This window comes from Microbacterium sp. MYb64, assembly GCF_002979495.1.
GTDB classification, from domain to species: domain Bacteria; phylum Actinomycetota; class Actinomycetes; order Actinomycetales; family Microbacteriaceae; genus Microbacterium; species Microbacterium azadirachtae_A.
In genome coordinates this window covers 95575-113922 of record NZ_PCOW01000009.1, presented here as the reverse complement: position 1 = coordinate 113922, position 18348 = coordinate 95575, and the positions used below count along the sequence as shown (strand labels likewise).

General features: G+C 71.2%; 16 protein-coding genes. 5 read left to right on the top strand and 11 right to left on the bottom strand.

Going from position 1 to position 18348, the window contains the following annotated elements; translation table 11 throughout:
- Window positions 1–97: 97 nt before the first annotated feature.
- Window positions 98–1426, bottom strand: coding sequence for an amidohydrolase (locus tag CQ044_RS10390; RefSeq protein WP_105688396.1), 1329 nt, complete (start codon window positions 1424–1426; stop codon window positions 98–100).
- Between the two features lie 238 nt (window positions 1427–1664).
- Here CQ044_RS10390 and CQ044_RS10385 point away from each other — a divergent pair, with 238 nt between their 5' ends.
- Together CQ044_RS10385 and CQ044_RS10380 are read left to right on the top strand one after the other, a co-directional pair.
- Window positions 1665–3116 (top strand): glyceraldehyde-3-phosphate dehydrogenase, encoded by a 1452-nt coding sequence (locus tag CQ044_RS10385; RefSeq protein ID WP_105688395.1) that lies wholly within the window; start codon window positions 1665–1667, stop codon window positions 3114–3116.
- 171 nt (window positions 3117–3287) lie between these two features.
- Complete coding sequence (locus CQ044_RS10380; protein WP_105688394.1) at window positions 3288–4358, top strand: winged helix DNA-binding domain-containing protein; 1071 nt, start codon at window positions 3288–3290, stop codon at window positions 4356–4358.
- A 30-nt stretch (window positions 4359–4388) separates the two neighbouring features.
- Here CQ044_RS10380 and CQ044_RS10375 read toward each other — a convergent pair whose 3' ends face one another.
- Together CQ044_RS10375 and CQ044_RS10370 are read right to left on the bottom strand one after the other, a co-directional pair.
- The gene (locus CQ044_RS10375) at window positions 4389–5054 is read right to left on the bottom strand and encodes an SDR family oxidoreductase (protein ID WP_105688393.1); all 666 of its coding nucleotides are present in this window, start codon (window positions 5052–5054) and stop codon (window positions 4389–4391) included.
- Window positions 5055–5063: 9 nt separating this feature from the next.
- The gene (locus tag CQ044_RS10370; protein ID WP_045270875.1) at window positions 5064–6503 is read right to left on the bottom strand and encodes a helix-turn-helix domain-containing protein; all 1440 of its coding nucleotides are present in this window, start codon (window positions 6501–6503) and stop codon (window positions 5064–5066) included.
- Between the two features lie 110 nt (window positions 6504–6613).
- Between CQ044_RS10370 and CQ044_RS10365 the strand changes: the two genes are divergently transcribed.
- The 3 genes from CQ044_RS10365 (at window position 6614) to CQ044_RS10355 (ending at window position 10669) form a co-directional block, all read left to right on the top strand.
- Complete coding sequence (locus CQ044_RS10365; protein ID WP_105688392.1) at window positions 6614–8482, top strand: phosphoenolpyruvate carboxykinase (GTP); 1869 nt, start codon at window positions 6614–6616, stop codon at window positions 8480–8482.
- Window positions 8483–8636: 154 nt separating this feature from the next.
- The gene (locus CQ044_RS10360; protein WP_105688391.1) at window positions 8637–9671 is read left to right on the top strand and encodes a S66 peptidase family protein; all 1035 of its coding nucleotides are present in this window, start codon (window positions 8637–8639) and stop codon (window positions 9669–9671) included.
- A 47-nt stretch (window positions 9672–9718) separates the two neighbouring features.
- The gene (locus tag CQ044_RS10355; RefSeq protein WP_105688390.1) at window positions 9719–10669 is read left to right on the top strand and encodes a hypothetical protein; all 951 of its coding nucleotides are present in this window, start codon (window positions 9719–9721) and stop codon (window positions 10667–10669) included.
- Between the two features lie 11 nt (window positions 10670–10680).
- On the opposite strand, the gene CQ044_RS10350 is transcribed toward CQ044_RS10355, so the two are convergent.
- From CQ044_RS10350 to ribD, 8 genes are all read right to left on the bottom strand, one after another.
- On the bottom strand, window positions 10681–10884 hold the full coding sequence (locus CQ044_RS10350; RefSeq protein ID WP_045270872.1) for a hypothetical protein: 204 nt from the start codon (window positions 10882–10884) through the stop codon (window positions 10681–10683).
- Window positions 10885–10951: 67 nt separating this feature from the next.
- The gene (locus tag CQ044_RS10345; protein ID WP_105688389.1) at window positions 10952–12412 is read right to left on the bottom strand and encodes an MFS transporter; all 1461 of its coding nucleotides are present in this window, start codon (window positions 12410–12412) and stop codon (window positions 10952–10954) included.
- Between the two features lie 203 nt (window positions 12413–12615).
- Window positions 12616–12978, bottom strand: coding sequence for a hypothetical protein (locus CQ044_RS10340; RefSeq protein ID WP_045270868.1), 363 nt, complete (start codon window positions 12976–12978; stop codon window positions 12616–12618).
- Between the two features lie 66 nt (window positions 12979–13044).
- Complete coding sequence (locus tag CQ044_RS10335) at window positions 13045–14457, bottom strand: HNH endonuclease signature motif containing protein (RefSeq protein WP_258133249.1); 1413 nt, start codon at window positions 14455–14457, stop codon at window positions 13045–13047.
- A 182-nt stretch (window positions 14458–14639) separates the two neighbouring features.
- Window positions 14640–15113, bottom strand: a complete 474-nt coding sequence (gene ribH / locus CQ044_RS10330; RefSeq protein WP_045251317.1) for a 6,7-dimethyl-8-ribityllumazine synthase — start codon at window positions 15111–15113, stop codon at window positions 14640–14642.
- Window positions 15110–16399: a GTP cyclohydrolase II gene (gene ribA / locus CQ044_RS10325; protein WP_105688387.1), complete on the bottom strand. Its 1290-nt coding sequence runs from the start codon at window positions 16397–16399 to the stop codon at window positions 15110–15112. The genes ribH and ribA overlap by 4 nt, the downstream gene beginning before the upstream one ends.
- Window positions 16396–17052 (bottom strand): riboflavin synthase, encoded by a 657-nt coding sequence (locus CQ044_RS10320; RefSeq protein ID WP_045270865.1) that lies wholly within the window; start codon window positions 17050–17052, stop codon window positions 16396–16398. Before CQ044_RS10320 ends, ribA begins: the two co-directional genes overlap by 4 nt.
- The gene (gene ribD, locus CQ044_RS10315) at window positions 17052–18140 is read right to left on the bottom strand and encodes a bifunctional diaminohydroxyphosphoribosylaminopyrimidine deaminase/5-amino-6-(5-phosphoribosylamino)uracil reductase RibD (RefSeq protein ID WP_105688386.1); all 1089 of its coding nucleotides are present in this window, start codon (window positions 18138–18140) and stop codon (window positions 17052–17054) included. The genes CQ044_RS10320 and ribD overlap by 1 nt, the downstream gene beginning before the upstream one ends.
- Window positions 18141–18348 lie beyond the last annotated feature (208 nt).

Here is an 18348-nt window from a genome sequence, read left to right as displayed (position 1 = left end):
GACACGTCGCCCGCCCGTTTCGTGCGTGCGCGCGACGCGCCGAGTGCACGGGATGCCGTCGTGTGCACGGCTCGTGCGCATGGCAGGGCCCCCGCACTCACCCCCGCTCGAACACCGTCCGGCCGTCGACGATCGTGCACGCGATGCCGATGCCGGCGAAGGGGCGGCCGGGCTCGGCGGGATCCTCGTCCAGCACCGTGATGTCGGCGACCTTGCCGACCTCGAGCGACCCCTTCCACGAGGCGGCGCCGTCCTGGCGGGCCGGGTCGATCGTCACGCGCCGGAGGAGCTGCTCGCGGGTGCCGGCGTCGTCGCGGCCGAGAAGGGCGAGCGAGGCGTCCAGCCCGATGCGCCAGTCCGGCGTCGCGATCGGGGCGTCGCTCGTGATCGTGGTCAGCGCTCCGGACGCGAGCATCTCGCCGAGCGGCCAGGCGGCGGCGGTGCGCTCTGGGCCGAGCTGCGCGCCGGCCCAGTCCCTGGTGTGCTCCGCGATCAGCGGCTGCACCGCGAAGCCCGCCCCGACCGCGCGCATGCGCTCGATCTGTCCAGGGGTCGCGAGGTCGGCGTGCACGGCGTAGTGCGGCGCCGCACCGGAGGATCCGGGGTGCTCCTCGAGCACGCGCAGGAACTCCTCGATCGAGCGGTCGCCGGTCGCGTGCACCGCGATCTGCTCGCCGCGCTCGAGCGCGATCGCGATCATGCGCCGGTAGGCGTGCAACGCACCGTCGGCGCTCTGCGGCAGCAGCTCTCCCGAGGTGCCGTCCGGGTACGGCTCGCTCACCCATGAGGTCGTCATCGGAGGGATCCCGTCCGCGAAGATCTTCACGCCGGTCACCGCCAGCCAGCGCGGATCCGTCGTGGGCACCGGGGTGCGGATGCCGCGTTCGAAGTCCTCGAGCTCCGCGGATCCGTCCAGCGTGCCGAACAGGCGCAGCAGGGTCACCCGCGCCGTCTGCGCCTTCTCGCGGTGCAGCGCGAGGTAGGCGTCCATCATGGCGGTGCCGAAGCAGCCGGTCTCGCCCGCGTCCTCGCCCGGCCCGATCCCCGGCTCGGTGTAGCTCGTGATGCCGAGTTCGGCGAGCAGGCGCCAGGCGTTCTGCAGGGCCGCGCGGCGCTCGGCGGCGGTGTGCACGAGCGCGCCGGCGGGCTGCTCCGCCGGGGGCGTGGCGGAGAAGAACAGGTGCGGCCAGCGCGCGCCCAGCCAGGCCGCGTGCAGGTGGGAGTCGTTCACCCCGGGAATCGCGGTGCGTCCGTCGAGGTCGACGGTCTTGGTCGCGTGCATTCGGAGCGCGTCGGCCCCGAGGGCGACGATGCGGCCGGAGCGGACGGCGAGGGCGTCGGTCGTTGCCCCCTGCCCGTCGAGGGTGTGGATCCGTCCGCCGTGCAGGAGGAGATCGGCGTCGTCGACGAGCGGTGTCTGGTTCATTATTCCACCAGTGTAGACGAATAGATCGATGCGTCAGGGATGCAGGTCCGCGGCATTGTGCGGCCGCCGTCCGGAGAGGCACGGGTCCGCCTTGTGCGAGGCGCAAAGAAGCCCGATTCTTGCGGCCTGGATCGGTCGGATGCGGCCAGGGCGGCCGCCTACCCTGGATAGGGGCGGATCCGCCCCCACCCGATCCCGCGCCATCGATCCCCTGGCGCATGTGCATGCAAGGACGCTGATGAACGACTTCGCCGCGCGCCGCGACGACTGGAAGGCCAGAGAAGAACTCGCCGAGCGGATGATCCCGCTGATCGGCGGGCTGAACCGCGATCGCGACGTGGTCACGTCGCTGCACGGGCACCGCCTGCTCGGCCTGTCCACCACCGAGATCCTCGAGGTGCATGAGCGCGTCGCCGGCCTCGGCCACGACGAGCTCCCGCTCGAGGACACCCTCGCCGTGCTCGAGGCGCTCCGCGAGCTCGCCCCCTCCTCCGCCTCGCTCGACATCGGGCGTCTCGTGGAGCACGCGCAGGGCGACGCCGCCGAGATCGTCGAGCGCCTCCGCGCCGAGCTCGCCCCTGCGCTGGGCGAGACGGCTCCCGCCGAGCCCACCGACGTCGTGCTCTACGGCTTCGGCCGCATCGGGCGCCTGCTCGCCCGCATCCTCATCGCGCACACCGGCGGAGGCAGCGGCCTGCGGCTGCGCGCCATCGTCGTGCGCAAGGGCGCCGAGAACGACCTCGTCAAGCGCGCCTCCCTGCTGCTGCGCGACTCGGTGCACGGCCGCTTCGAGGGCTCCGTCGACGTCGACGAGGAGAACTCGCAGCTCATCGCCAACGGCACCCGGATCCAGGTCATCTACTCGGACGACCCCGGCACGATCGACTACACCGCCTACGGCATCCGCGACGCGATCGTCGTCGACAACACCGGCCGCTGGCGCGACGAGGCGGGCCTCAGCCGCCACCTGGAGTCCACGGGCGTCGCCCGCGTCCTGCTCACCGCGCCCGGCAAGGGCGACCTGAAGAACATCGTGCACGGGATCAACCACGGCACCATCGAGGACGGCGACCGGATCCTGTCCGCCGCCTCCTGCACGACGAACGCGATCACCCCGGTGCTCAAGGCCGTCGACGAGGCCTACGGCATCGTCCGCGGCCACGTCGAGACGGTGCACTCCTTCACGAACGACCAGAACCTCATCGACAACTTCCACAAGGGCGACCGCCGCGGCCGCTCGGCGGTGCTGAACATGGTCATCACGGAGACCGGCGCCGCGAAGGCCGTCGCCCGGGCTCTGCCCGAGCTCGCCGGCAAGCTGACCGGATCCGCGATCCGCGTGCCCACGCCCGACGTGTCGCTCGCCGTGCTGCACCTGACCCTGGAGCGTCCGGCGGAGAAGGCCGAGATCAACGACTACCTGCGCCGGGTGTCGCTGCACTCCAAGCTGCGCCAGCAGATCGACTACGTCGAGTCGCCCGAGGTCGTCTCGACCGACTTCGTCGGCTCGCACAGGGCCGGGATCGTCGACGGCCTCGCGACGATCGCGAACGGCACCGACGTGATCCTCTACGTCTGGTACGACAACGAGTTCGGCTACTCGAGCCAGGTCATCCGCGTGCTCGAGGTCATGGCCGGCTCGCACCCGGTCGTGCTGCCGGTGCGCCGCGAGGTCACGCTGCAGGCCTGAGGCCCTGTTTCCGGTCCGTCCCACTCGTTTTGGGGCCCACTCTCACGTTTTGGGGCGCGTCCCGTCGGATTTTTCCGGCGAGACGCGCCCCAAACGCGTAGAGGACGCCCCGAAATGTGTGAACGCCTGACGCCCCCGGTCGATGTCCGGACCCCGCGGCATGATGGACCCATGACGGCACTCCTGAGCGAACGGCTCCGCTCGCACCGGCTCACCGCCCCTGCTCGCACCCCTGTCGCCGCCGCCCGGCACATGCTCGCCGTGCAGGGCCAGGAGTTCGTCGCCGGACGCTGGGCGCTCGGGATCCGCTCGTCCGGTGCTCCGACGCTCGCCGCCGTCGATGCGGCGTTCGATCGCGGCGAGCTCGTGCGCACGCACACCATGCGCGGCACGCTGCACGTGATCCCCGCCGAAGATGTGCGGTGGGTGCTCTCGGTGACGGGCGATCGGCAGCTCCGGCAGGACGCGACGCGCCAGCGCCAGCTCGGCATCGACGACGCGCTCGTCGCGCGCGTCGAGTCGGCGTTCCGCGAGCGACTCGCCGACGGAGGGCGCACGAGGGCGCAGCTCTTCGACGACCTCGCCGAGATCGGCATCGATCCGGCGGGCCAGCGCGGGGTGCACCTCATCTACGCGCTCAACGTGCGCGGCATCCTGGTGCAGGGGCCGGTCGTGCACCGGGACGACGCGGTCTCGCGCGAGCAGCTGTTCATGCTCGGCGAGGAATGGCTCCCCGAGACCGCGCCGCCCGCGGATCCGCTGGCCGAGCTGTTCGTCCGCTACGTCGACGGGCACGGGCCCGTGACGGTCGACGACTTCGCCTGGTGGTCCGGCCTGCCGATCACCGTGGCGCGCGACGCCGTCGAGCGGGGGCGCGCGAGGGTGACGGAGAAGGCGGAGGGCGTGTTCATCGGTACTGTTCGCCCTCGCCGTGCCGCCGGAGCGGACGACGCCGCGACGCTCGCACTGCCCATGTTCGACGAGTACTACATCTCCTACGCCGACCGCTCGGCGGTGGCCACGGCCGAGAGCATGGCACTGATCGGTCCCGGCAAGAACGGCATGGTGCGCGCGAGCCTGCTCGCGGCGGGCCGGATCGCCGGCGCATGGACGCACTCGGCGGCCGTCGGCCGGCACCGCGACGACCCGGTCCCCGAGCTCTTCGGCGGGGAGCCGGCTCCGGATCCCGCTGCCGTGGCCTCGGCCCTGCGCCGCTACGCCGACTTCGTCTCGGCGCACTGACGGTCGCTCACCGCCGCGCGGACGCCCGGCTCAGAACTCGGCGGAGAAGGCGCCGTCGGACTTGAGCAGCTGGCCGGACACCCAGCGTCCTTCCGGGGAGACCAGGAAGTCCACCAGCGCCGCGACATCGGCCGGACGACCGAGACGTCCCTGCGGCGTCAGCCCGGCGAGGTGCTCGCGGACGCCCTCGTCCATCCAGCCGGTGTCGATCGGGCCCGGGTTCAGCACGTTCGCGGAGATCCCTCGGGGCCCGAGCTCTCGCGACGCGGAGATCACGATGCGGTCGAGCGCGCCCTTGGACGCCCCGTACGGCAGGTTCCCCGTCACGTGGTCGCTCGTGAGGGCGACGATCGCCCCGCCCTCGGGGGCCGCCTGCCGCGCGAACGCCGCGATCAGCAGCAGCGTGGCGCGCGCGTTCACGGCGACGTGCCGATCGAAGCTCTCCGCGGTCGTGTCCAGGATCCCCGACTCGACGTCGTAGGCATGGCTCAGCACCAGAGCGGAGATCGTTCCGTGCTCGCGCACGACCGTGTCGATCAGCGCCTCGGGGCCGTCCGTCGTCGACAGATCCGCCGGGTGGTCGGCGTCACCGAGATCGCTCGTGACGACGGTCCAACCGCTCTGACGAAGGCGCGGCACGATCCCCGCCGCGATGCTGTCGGCGCGTGCGGCGCCGGTGACGAGGGCGAGGGGCATGCTGCCACGCTACTGGGCCGCGTGCCGGTCCAGGAACGAGTACACCTCGTTGTCGTCGACACCGGGGAACGCACCGCGGGGGAGCGGCGAGAACATGTGCGTGTGCACGCGGGCGCTCGGCCAGGCCTTGCTGCTCCAGCGCTCCGCGATGCCGGCCGGGGGACGGCGGCAGCACGCCTCGTCCGGGCAGGTCGACTGCGCGCGGTCGGTGGTCTCCCTGCCGCGCCACCAGCGCGCGTCGTCGAACGGCACGCCGACCGTGATCGAGAAGCCGCCGCCGTCGGTGGATCCGGTCTGCGTCGAGCACCAGAACGTGCCGGACGGGGTGTCCGTGTACTGGTAGTGCTCGGTGGTGCGGTTGCGCTGGCTGAAGGCCGCCCGCGCGGAGAACTTGCGGCACACCGTGAGGCCCTCGACGGATCCCGTGACGTCCGTCGGCAGCGGGAGGTCGTCGTTCTCGTACACGCGGGTGAGCGCGCCGGATTCGTCCACGCGCAGGAAGTGCAGCCGCATGTCGAGGTGCGTCGTCATGAGGTTGGTCATCCGCATGCCGGCGGCCTCGTGGGTCACGCCGAACGCGTCGCGGAAGTCCTCGACCGCGAGGTTGCGGTCCTTCTTCGCCTGCTGCAGGAAGGCGACGCCCGCCGTCTCAGGCACCAGGCAGCACGCGGCGAAGTAGTTGATCTCGAGCCGCTGCTGCAGGAAGTCGGCGTAGTCGGTGGGAGGGGTGTGTCCGAGCATCCGGTGCGCCATCGCCTGCAGTGCCATCGAGCGGAGGCCGTGCCCGCCGGGGATCGACGCGGGCGGCAGGTAGATCCGACCGTGCTCGAGATCGGTGACCGACCGCGTGGAGTGGGGCAGGTCGTCGACGTAGAGCAGCTCGAAGCCGAGCTGCTCGGCCATGATGCTCACGGTGCGGTGGGTGAGCGCTCCTGAGGAGTGGCCCGCCGCCTTGAGCTGCTTCTCGGCGAGCGCCTCGATGTCGGGCAGGTGGTTGTCCAGGGCACGCATCTTGAGGCGCAGCTCGGTGTTGGCGCGTCGTGCCTCCTCCGGCGTGGCGATCGCCTCGCGCTCGCGGCGGTGCAGCTCCCGGTGCAGCCCCAGGATCGACTCGATGGTCTCGTCGGGCATGCCCTTGTTCACCCGCACGGGCGTGATGCCGAGCTGGCGGAACACCGAGCTGGACTGCGCGCGGTCGAGTTCGATCTCCAGCGCCGCACGCCGGTTCGGCGGCTCACCCGAGATGAGGTCGCTCACCTCGGTGCCCGTCGCATTCGCGATGGCCTGCAGCAGGGAGAGCTTCGGCTCGCGCTTGCCGTTCTCGATGAGGCTGAGCTGGGAGCCGGCGACACCGACGGCGGCGCCCAGCTCGTCCAGCGTCATGCCGCTGCGCGTGCGGTGGTGTCGGATGCGATGTCCGAGGGTGGTGAGCTCGAGTCCTGAAGCCATGCTTTTGATCCTAGCGAAAGAATTCAGGTTCTTGAAGCCAAGATCGACCCGAAGAGTGCCGATTACTCGCACAGAATGGTTACAACGCCCCAGGATTTAAGGAGCAGGCCATGGCTATCGCCGAGACGTCCACCCCGCGGACCACCCACCTCGCACCCGTGCGCGAGTACGGTGCGGCTCCCGAGTATGACACGCCGGCCTTCGCCGCGCTCAGCGCCTGGGTCGACGAGATCCGCGCCCTGACCCAGGCGGACCGCGTGCACTGGATCGACGGATCCGCTGCCGAGAACGACGCGCTGCTGCACGAGCTCGTCGACGAGGGCAAGCTCATCAAGCTCAACCCAGAGTGGCGCCCCGGCTCCTACCTGGCCCGCTCGCACCCGAGCGACGTCGCCCGCACCGAAGGGCGCACCTTCATCGCCTCCGAGAAGGAGATCGACGCCGGCCCCACCAACAACTGGGCGGATCCCGCCGAGATGCACGCGAAGATGAACGAGATCTTCGAGGGCTCGATGCGCGGTCGCACCATGTACGTCGTGCCGTTCTCGATGGGCCCGGTCGGCGGGCCGATCTCGCAGATCGGCGTGCAGGTCACCGACAGCGCCTACGCCGTCGCCTCGATCGGCATCATGACCCGCGTCGGCGCGGCCGTCGTCCGCGAGATCGCGAAGGGCGCCCAGTGGGTGCGCACCGTGCACTCCGTCGGGGCTCCGCTCGCCGCCGGCGAGGCGGACACCACCTGGCCGTGCAACGACGAGAAGTGGATCGTGCACTTCCCCGACACGCTCGAGGTGTACTCCTTCGGCTCCGGTTACGGCGGCAACGCGATCCTCGCGAAGAAGTGCTTCGCGCTGCGGATCGCCTCGGTCCTCGCCCGCGACGAGGGCTGGATGGCCGAGCACATGCTGCTCATCCGCGTCGTCTCGCCCCAGGGCAAGGCCTACCACGTGGCCGCCGCGTTCCCGTCGGCGTGCGGCAAGACCAACCTCGCGATGCTCCGCCCGACGATCCCCGGCTGGAAGGTCGAGACCCTCGGCGACGACATCACCTGGATCCGCCCCGGGGCGGACGGGCGCATGCGCGCGATCAACCCCGAGGCCGGCTTCTTCGGCGTCGCGCCGGGCACCGGGGAGTCGACCAACGTCACCGCGGTCGAGACCCTCTGGGGTAACACGATCTTCACGAACGTGGCGCTGCGCCCCGACGGCGACGTGTGGTGGGAGGGCCTGACCGACGAGGCGCCCGCGAACCTCATCGACTGGGAGGGCAACGCGTGGACCCCGGAGTCCGGTCGTCCTGCTGCGCACCCGAACTCGCGCTTCACGGTGTCGGCGGCGCAGTGCCCGCAGATCGCGGAGGACTGGGAGGACCCCGAGGGCGTGCCTCTCGATGTGATCCTCTTCGGCGGACGTCGCGCCACCAACGTGCCGCTCGTCGTCGAGGCGACGGACTGGAGCCACGGCGTGTTCCTCGGCGCGACCATCTCGTCCGAGCGCACGGCCGCGGCCGAGGGCACGCTCGGCGAGCTGCGCCGCGACCCGTTCGCGATGCTGCCGTTCTGCGGTTACAACATGGGCGACTACTTCGCGCACTGGCTGAAGATGGGCCGTGCGGTCCGCTTCGACAAGGCGCCGCGCATCTTCCAGGTGAACTGGTTCCGCCGCGGCTCCGACGGCCGGTTCCTGTGGCCGGGCTTCGGTGACAACGCCCGCGTGATCGACTGGATCATCCGTCGTATCGAGGGCGAGGTCGGCGCGGTCGACAGCCCGATCGGGCGTCTGCCGAAGATCGAGGACCTCAACCTCGAGGGCGCGGATGTGACCGATGAGGATCTCGCGGAGCTGTTCCGCGTCGACGCCGCGTCGTGGTCCCGTGAGGCCGACTCGACCGAGGAGTTCTTCGCGACGTTCGGCGACCGCCTCCCGGCGGCTCTCACCACCGAGCTTGCCTCGCTGCGCTACCGCCTGGCGAGCGCATAAGACGTGATCCGGGCTGCTCGCGCGAGCGCCCGGATCCACCAGGACCCGCGGCGGCGGGATGTCAGGGGCGAAAAGGCTGAGTGGTCCCCGGCATCCTGTCGCCGCGGCTTTGCGTGCGGGCGACCTTCTGCTTCAGCGACCTAGGGTGGAACGCATGCTGCATCCGCCCAAGGCCCGTCCCGGCGACCGTGTCGCGGTGCTCTCGCCGGCCTTCGCGGCGCCCGCGGTCTCGGCCGCGATCCACGAGCAGGCGATGCGCCGACTGACCGCGCTCGCCGGACTCGTGCCGGTCGAGTACCCGACGACGCGGCAGCTCGGCGCGAGTCCCGAAGCGCGCGCGGCCGACGTGAACGAGGCCTTCGCCGACCCGTCGATCCGGGCGATCCTCGCGACCATCGGCGGCGACGACCAGATCCTGGTCACCCCGCATCTCGATGCGGAGCTCGCGCAGGCGGATCCGAAACCGTTCCTCGGCTACAGCGACAACACGAACATCCTGAACTGGCTATGGCGGCATGGCGTCGCGGGTTTCCACGGCGGATCCACGCAGGTGCATCTCGGCGCGGGGCCGGCCGTCGACGACGTCCACGCGCGATCGCTCAGGGCGGCGCTGCTCGACGGCGGCGCCCTCGAGGTCGCCGAACCGGGGGAGTCCGAGGACTTCGGGCGGCCGTGGGAGCATCCTGCCGCGCTTCACGAGGACGGCGACCGTGAGCCCGCCGAGCCGTGGACCTGGGCCGGACCCGCGGAGACGGTCTCGGCGCCGACCTGGGGCGGCTGCGCGGAGGTGCTCGCCCAGCTCGCGCTCGCCGATCGCTTCCCGCGTCCGGAGCAGCTCGACGGCACGATCCTGCTGCTGGAGACCAGTGAGCGGCTGACGCCCGCCGCGGCCGTCGCCGAGCAGCTGCGCTCCTACGGGGAGCGGGGACTGCTCGCGCGGGTGGCTGGGGCAGTCGTCGCCCGGCCTCCGGTCAGCACGCGCGAGATCGTGCCCGCCGCGCCGGAGCGCGCGGCGGCGCGGGCCGCGCAACGGGACGCCGTGCTCGCGGCCTTCGCGCGGTACAACCCCGACGCGGTGGTCTGCGTCGGGGTGCCGTTCGGTCATACGAGACCGCAGTGGATCCTGCCCTATGGCGGAACGCTGACGCTCGACGGCGCCGCCCGCCGCGTTCTCGCGGACTTCTCCTAGCGGGCGCGCCCCGTGCGCGTGTCGGGGGCGAGGGGTAGCGTCGCGGCATGGACGTCATCGACTACCTGATGGACGGGGATCCCGCGATCCGCTGGCAGGTCCTGCGGGATCTGACGGACGCCGCTCCCGAGGAGGTGGCCGCCGAGCGCGCCCGCGTGGCCGGCGAGGGATGGGGCGCCCGGCTGCTCGCGCTGCAGACGGAGGACGGGATGTGGGACGGCGGGGTGTACCGGCCGGGCTGGGTCGATGAGAGCCGTCCGATGTACGACGCCTGGACGGCCACGCACTTCAGCCTGCAGCAGCTCGTCGACTTCGGGGTCGACCCCGCGGACGAGCGCATGCGGCGCGCGGTCGCGCGCGTGCGCGACGGTGTGCGGTGGGATCAGCCGGGATCCCCGCCCTACTTCGACGGCGAGACGGAGCCGTGCGTCAACGGCGTCGTGCTGACGATCGCCGCCCATGTCGGCGAGTCGGGAGACGCGGTGGTCAAGACCCTGCTCGACAGCCGGCTCGACGATGGCGGGTGGAACTGCTGGGCCGAGTACGGTGCCACGACGTCGTCCCTGCACTCCACGATCTGCGTGCTGGAGGGACTGCTCGACTGGGAGCAGGCGACCGGCGGCACGGAGGAGGGGCGGGCGGTGCGGATCGCCGCGGAGGAGTACCTGCTCGATCGCCGGCTGTTGCGGCGGCGCAGCACGGGCGAGGTCATCGACCCGCGGTTCACGATGACGTCCTATCCGGTGCGCTGGTTCTACGACGTCCTGCGCGGACTGGACTATCTGCGACGAGCCAGGCCCGCGGGTGATCCGCGCTGCGCCGAGGCGATCGAGCTGCTGCGCGCGAAGCAGGGGCCGGACGGGGCGTGGCGCCTGGAGAACACGCACGAGGGGCCGACACCGTTCGAGATGGACGGCGAGCGGGAGGGATTCCCCAGTCGCTGGGTCACGCTGCGCGCCCTGAGGGTGCTGCGCTGGGCGGACGCGACCCGCGGCTGAGCCTGCCGCGTTCAGTGCCGGCCGAACCGCCGATGCGCGGCCTGGCGCGTGGTGCCCAGTGCGCTCGCGATCGCCTGCCAGGAGTAGCCGTTCGCGCGGGCTCGGCGCACCTGCACCTCCTCGGCGCGGGCGATGTCCCGGCGCGCTGCGACCAGCCGGTGCAGCTCCGCCAAGGGCTCGCCGTGGGGGTCCGTCGCCTGTGCCGTCTTCATCATGAAAGCCTCCTCGTGTCAATGCTTGTTGACACGAGGAGGCTTGTCAATCGATGTTGACGGATCTGATTCAGCTCCCGGCGGACACCCCGAGATCGTCCTCGTAGGCGTGGTCCTTGGTCTCGGGGATGAGGATCAGCGCGATGAGGGTGAGCACGGCCATCGCCGACAGGTACAGACCCACGAGCCAGGAGGATCCGCCCGCCGACTGCCACAGCCACACCGCGATGAGCGGAGCCACCGCGGCGCCGAGGATCGACGACACGTTGTACGCGACCGCGGATCCCGTGTAGCGGACGTTGGTCGGGAACAGCTCGGGCAGCAGCGCGCCCATCGGGCCGAATGTGATGCCCATGAGCAGGAAGCCGAGGATCAGGAACGACTGGGTCAGCACCACCGCGAAGGGCTCGCCGGCGTGCTGTCCGAGGAACAGCGGGAAGGTGAAGCCGAACAGGATGATGGCGATCGTGGTCCAGATGAGGAGCTTGCGGCGCCCGATCCGATCCGCCCACGGCCCTGAGACGAGCGTGAAGATGCCGAAGAAGACCACGCCGATGATCTGCATGACCACGAAGTCGGTGTAGCCGAAGCCCTGGCCGGGGTAGAACTGCGCGGCGAACGCGGCCGGATCGAAGGCGACGCCCTTGGCCTCGGCGGCCTTCTGCGCGGCGGCCGACGCGACCTCGACGGACGACGGCTTCGTGCCGAACGAGAGCGTGAAGTTCGTCATCAGGTAGAACAGCACGTAGGTCGCGAGCATCACGAAGGTGCCGAGGATCAGGTGCTTCCCGTGGTGGCGGAACACGGTCGCGAGCGGCAGCTTGCGGATGGTGCCCTTGTCCTCGGCGCGCTTGAAGGTCTCCGACTCGACGAGCTTGAGGCGCACCCAGAGGCCGATGATCACCATGACGGCGGAGAACAGGAACGGCACGCGCCAGCCCCAGCTGAGGAACGCCTCCGACTTCAGCGTCGGGTCGGACGCGTGCGGCAGCAAGGCGTTGATGGTGAGGAACAGGCCATTGGCGATGATGAAGCCGAGCGGTGCGCCCAGCTGCGGGAAGGATCCGTACCAGGCGCGCTTGCCCTCCGGCGCGTTCTCGGTGGCGACGAGCGCGGCGCCCGACCACTCGCCGCCGAGGGCGAAGCCCTGGGCGAGTCGGAGGATCAGCAGCAGCAGCGCCGCCCACCAGTTGATCTGCTGGAAGGTGGGCAGCAGGCCGATCAGGAAGGTGGCGATGCCCATCGTGAGCAGGGAGGCGACGAGCGTGGCCTTGCGTCCGTAGCGGTCGCCGAAGTGCCCGAAGACCATGGCGCCGATCGGGCGCGCGATCATCGCGGCGCCGAAGACGCCGAACGAGGCGAGCAGCGCGGTCGTGTCGTTGCCGGTGGGGAAGAACAGGATCGGGAAGACGAGGACCGCGGCGGTCGCGTAGACGTAGAAGTCGTAGAACTCGATCGTCGTGCCGATGAGGCTGGCGAGGATCACCCGGGATCTGGGATTGGCGGGTGCGGTCACGGTGTCGGTGCTCATGCGGTCCTCCGGTCGGTGCGTCGTTCTGCGCTCGCCGGGTCCCCAGCCGTGCGACGGGCACCGGGGGAGTCTACGCCTGACGTTCAGCCGATCCACAGGTGGACACGCGGCCGCGGCGGAGTGTGACGCCGCTCACGACGCGAAACGCGGGATCCGAACGATCGGATCCCGCGTCTCATAAGACTTCGTCGAGCGGCGTGCGCTCAGTGCCAGAAGTAGCCGAGGCCCGCGTTCAGCAGGGTGAGGGCGCCGACGCTCCAGAACATGCCGGCGGGCACCTTCTCGCCGCGCTTCTGGCGGGCCATGCCCATTCCGATCATCGCGCCGATGATGACGAGCACCACGAGCTTGACGGTGATCTTGATGTAGAAGCTCATGCCGGGTGTCCAGGTGATGCCCCACGGCGCGGCGAGGGCGAGGCCCGCGAGGCCGGCGATCGCGAGGCCGATGTTCATCAGCTGCGTGAACTCGCGCTTGCCCCCGACGGCCTGAGCGAGCCAGGCGCCGAAGAGCGTGGCGAAGCCGAGCAGGTGGATGAACACGACGATGGCGCGGAGGGTCTCCATGGCCTCAGGCTATGCCCGGACCGGAGGCGGCGCCAGGTAGGCGCACCTCAGCTGCGTGGCGCTCGGTCAGAACGGCGCCGGGGCGATGCCGGATCCGGGCGGTGGATCCGGATCCTCGACGGTGAACGTCACGGGCGGGGGCGGCCTGTCGATGTAGGTGCGCCCGACAGGACTGGTCCACTCCAAGATCCCGGCGCCACGCTGTTTCACTTTCCACGCGGTCTGATGCTTCAGGACGTGGTGGCGGCGGCAGAGTCCGCCGAGGTTGCCTTCCTCCGTAGACCCGCCGTAGGCGGCGTCGATGGTGTGGTCGAGGTCCTGCGCGGCGGGTGGGAGCCCGCAGGTCGGGAACCGGCATCGGGAATCCCGGGCGTGCAGGAGCCGGCGCAGGTCGGTGTTGGGGCGGTAGTGGTCGACGGCGAGGATCGCCCCGGTCACGGGGTGGGTGAGGACCCGTTCCCAGGCGGTGGCCCCGCCGGCGAGCGTGCGGGCGGTGTGCGTGTCGATGGGCTGCCCGCCGGCGAGTTCGGCGGGCTGTTCGGTGCGCGCACCGAAGGGGGTGCCGGACCCCGTCCCGCTGCCGGCGTCGGCCGCCACGAGGGTGAGCACCGGGACGGTGACCTCGACCCGTGCCTGGATCGCAGTCAGGAGCCCGGAGGGCGTGTCGTGGCCCGACGCGGCCCCGGTGAGGAGAGTGTCGGCGCAGAGGTCGGCGCGCAGCTGATCCATCGTCCGCGCGTCGTTCGGGTCGCCGAGGCTGCCCGGATCGGAACTTTCGAACGCTTCCTTCGCGGCCTGCGAATTGGCGACTGCGACCGCCCGTGCCTGCTGGGTGAGCCGGTCGTAGATTCCGTCGACGATCGCGGCCGAGTGGATCAGTCCGAGGGCCTTCTGCCCGTCTCCGAGGTCTTCCCGCCACACCCGCCGGTGCTCCTGCACGTCCCGGTGCCGCTCGGTCAAGCTCCGCGGCGCCAACCGTTCCGCGACCCGTTCGACGATCCGTTTCGCCCGATGCGGCGTCTCGCCCTCCGAAGCGGCGACCGCGATCTGCTCGAACTCCGCCCGCACCGTCTCGTCGAGGCGGGCGCCCGCATCGTGGATCGTGCGGACATGCGCGGCATTGATCCGAGCATCGGTGAACGCCCGCATCGTCGCGGGGAATCGGGCCACGAGATCCGCCGCCCGCGCCATCCGACCCTGCACCACTCGGTCCGACATGCGCAGCACGCCGGCGATCTCCGCCGCGACAGACCGGGCGGCGAGCTCAGCCGCCGCACCCGGCGTCGATCCGGACCGTTCGGACGCCGCGATCGCCACGGCGACGTCTTGCGCCACAGCGAGCTGCGCCTCCCGCAACGCGTGCAGCCGGATGATCGCAGCTTCCGTCGCTTCCAACCCGGTGAGGAGCGCGGTCAGCACGACGGCCGGATCCGCGGGGTTCATCCCTGGATCCAGTACCGCACCGCTCACGTCTGCCATATGCCCAGTCAACACCGGGCCACCGACATTCCGACCCCGAATTCACCAGATCAGCGCAATAAACCCCCTCACACGGAGTCGTCCCTGTCAGCGGACGCCATAGCGTGCGCTGACAGGGACGACTCGGAGATGAGAGGGCTCCCGGTGAGCCCGGGGAGCCCGGGGAGCCCGGTGGAGCCGACTCAGCCGCGCAGGGAGCGGATGACCTGTGCGGTGCGCAGGGCGGCGTCGGCCGCCTCGGCGCCCTTGTCCTCCTTGGAGCCCTCGAGGCCCGCACGGTCGAGACCCTGCTGCTCGTCGTCCAGCGTCAGCACGCCGAAGCCGACGGGCTTGCCCGCGTCGAGGGAGACCCGGGTGAGGCCGTCGGTGGTGGCGGCCGAGACGTACTCGAAGTGCGGGGTGCCACCGCGGATGATCACGCCGAGCGCGACCACCGCGTCCGCACCGCCGGCGAACGCGGCCTGTGCCGCCACCGCGAGCTCGAACGAACCGGGGACCCGCACCAGGCGGTGGTTCGCGCCGGTCTCCTCGAGCACGCGCTGCGCGCCCGCGATGAGGCCGTTCGTGATCGTCTCGTGCCAGGTGCCGGCGACGATCACGACGTTCAGGCCGCTCGCGTCGAATCCGCCGGTGGTGGGTGCTCCTGCGCCGCTCATGCGTCGTCTCTTCCGTTCTCCGCGCCGTTCGCCGCCAGGGCAGCGGCGAGTTCGGACTCGCCGATGATGTGGCCCATGCGGTCGCGCTTGGTCTCGAGGTACTGGTGGTTGTTGGGACCGACGCCCACGATCAGCGGGACCTGCTCGATCACGTCGAGGCCGAGATCGCGCAGCTGCGCCACCTTGTCGGTGTTGTTCGTGAGCAGGCGCACCCGCTTCACGCCGAGGTCAGTGAGGATCCCGGCGGCCGCCGCGTAGTCGCGGGCATCGGCGGGCAGGCCGAGGGCGAGGTTGGCGTCGACGGTGTCGAGTCCCTCCTCCTGCAGCGCGTAGGCGCGCAGCTTGTTGATGAGGCCGATGCCGCGTCCCTCGTGCCCGCGCATGTAGATGACGATGCCGCCGTCCTGCTCGATCGCATCGAGCGCCGCCTCGAGCTGAGGACCGCACTCGCACTTGAGGGAGCCGAACGCCTCGCCGGTCAGGCACTCGGAGTGCACCCGCACCAGGGCGGTCTCGGTCGGCTCGCCGGAGACGACCGCGATGTGGTCGGTCCCGGTGATGCGGTCCTTGTAGGCGAGGAACCGGAACACGCCGTGCGTGGTGGGCACCGTGGCGTCCGCCCGCAGGCTCACGCGGCGTCGGGTGTTGTTCGCGACGCAGTCCGCCTCGTCCCGCGGGTCCGTCTCGTTGAGGTGGGCGATGAGCTGCTCGATCGTGATCACGGGGATCCCGTCGCGCTCGCCGAGCTCCATGAGGCCTGGCAGGCGCATCATGCTGCCGTCCTCGGCGACGACCTCGGCGATCGCGCCCACCGGGCGCAGGCCCGCCAGGCGCATGAGCTCGACGGCGGCCTCGGTGTGACCACCGCGCTGACGCACGCCGCCGTCGACCGCGCGCAGCGGCAGCACGTGCCCAGGACGGATCAGGTCGGTCGGGGTGGATGCCGCGTCCGCGAGCACGTTCAGCGTGCGGGCGCGGTCGGCCGCGCTGATGCCCGTGGTGACCCCGGAGGCCGCGTCGACGCTGATCGTGTACGCCGTGCTGCGGGCGTCCTCGTTCGCCTCGACCATCGGCGGCAGGTTGAGCGCGTCGGCGATGTCGGCAGGCATGGGCGCGCACAGGTACCCGGAGGTCCAGCGCACGGTCCACGCGATCCACTCGGGCGTCGCGAGCTCGGCCGACAGGATGACGTCGCCCTCGTTCTCGCGGTTCTCATCGTCGGCGACGAGCACCGGGCGGCCGGCGCGGAGCGACTCCAGCGCCTCTTCGATGGTGGAAAGGCTCATCGCGAGCCTCCTTCCGGTGTGGCGGCGCTGTCGGCGCCTGCGTCTGCGGCACGGAACGCGAGCAGCCGCTCGACGTGCCGGGCGAGGATGTCGGTCTCGAGGTTCACGCGGTCGCCGACGGACCGGGATCCGAGCGTGGTCGCCGAGAGGGTCTCCGGGATCAGCGACACCTCGAACCAGGCGGCCGGCGCGGACGGCTCGCTGACGGCGCTCACCGTGAGCGACGTGCCGTCGACGGAGATGGATCCCTTGTCCACGACGAGCGGGGCGAGATCGTGCGGCAGGGAGATGCGCAGCACGCTCCACTGCGCGCCGGGGCGCACCTCGAGCACCTCGCCGACCCCGTCGACGTGGCCCTGCACGATGTGGCCGCCGAGGCGCGCGCCGACCGGCATCGCCTTCTCGATGTTCACCCGCGTGCCGACGGTCGCGCCGCCGATCGCGGCCACGTCGAGCGTCTGCTTCATGACGTCGGTGTCGAAGGTGTCCGAGGTGGACCCGACCACGGTGAGGCACACGCCGCTCACGGCGATCGACTCGCCGTGCACGGCGTCGGACGCCGCCCTCGGGGCGCGCACGGTCAGGCGCCAGCCGTCGCCGGCGGGCGCGATCGCGGTGATCTCGCCGATCTCCTCGATGATTCCGGTGAACATCAGGCTGCTCCTTCGTTCCTGGAGGTATTCAGGTCTGCGGTCGCCGCTGGGGCGACGGTCGAAGTCGTTCCTTCGGCGTCCGCCGGGTGGGCCAGCACCAGCAGGTCCGCGCCGAGCGGCAGCCACTCGTCCACGACGAGGCGCCGTGCGTCTCCGATCGAGGGCACGCCGATGTCGGTGAGTGCGAGCTTGGGTCCGCCGATCAGCACGGGCGCCAGATACGCGAGCACCTCGTCGGCGAGACCCGCCGCGAGGAACGCGCTGGCAAGGGTCGGGCCGCCTTCGACGAACACGCGCTGGACCCCGCGGTCGCGCAGGTCCGCGAGGACGGCCGCGAGGTCGTGCTCCGCGTAGAACATGGGCTCGTGCGGGTGACGGCGTACGGCGGCGTCGGCGGGGGTCTCCCTGGCGCCGATCACCACGGGAATCGGCTGGTGGGGGAGCAGCGCATCGCCGTCCCGGGCGGTGAGGGCGGGGTCGTCGGCCAGCACGGTTCCGGTGCCGACGACGATCGCGTCCGCAGCCGCGCGACGACGGTGCATATCGGCGCGGGCGGCGGGACCGGTGATCCATTGACTGGATCCGTCCGCCGCGGCGGCGCGCCCGTCCAGGCTCTGCGCCCACTTCACGGTCACGTGCGGCCGGCCGAGCCGCTGCACGGTGAGCCAATCGCCGATCAGGGCGCGCGCGGCCTCGGCCTGCTCGCCGGCGACGACGTCGACGCCCGCGGCGCGCATCCGCTCGGCGCCTCCGCCGGAGACCACCCCAGGATCGTCGAGCGCATAGATCACTCGGCGGACGCCCGCGTCGATGAGCGCCTGGGCGCACGGGCCCGTGCGCCCGGTGTGGTTGCACGGCTCGAGCGTCACCACCGCGGTCGCGCCGCGGAGCTGCTCCGGCGTGAGCTTCGAGAGCGCATCGACCTCCGCGTGCGAGGTGCCGGCGCCGCGGTGCCAGCCCTCGGCGAGCAGGTCGCCCGAGGGGGAGAGGATCACGGCGCCGACCTGCGGGTTGAGCCCGCGGGGGCCGCGGCGCGCGATCTCGAGCGCGTGCGTCATCGCCGCCCGCTCCACCGCTGTCGCCGTCATGTCGCCTTCCTCATCCAGGTCAGGTCACCGGGGTCAGGCGCACGTCGATCGTGCGTGCTTCCTCTCATCCGGACTCGCAAGCCTTCGCTCGCATCACCGTCGGTCCCGGAATTCCACCGGATCGGCCTCGGATCCCTGTCGGATCCTCGGTTCGCGGACTGTCACCGCCGGTTCGGATTCTCACCGACCCCGGAGCACGTTGTATTGC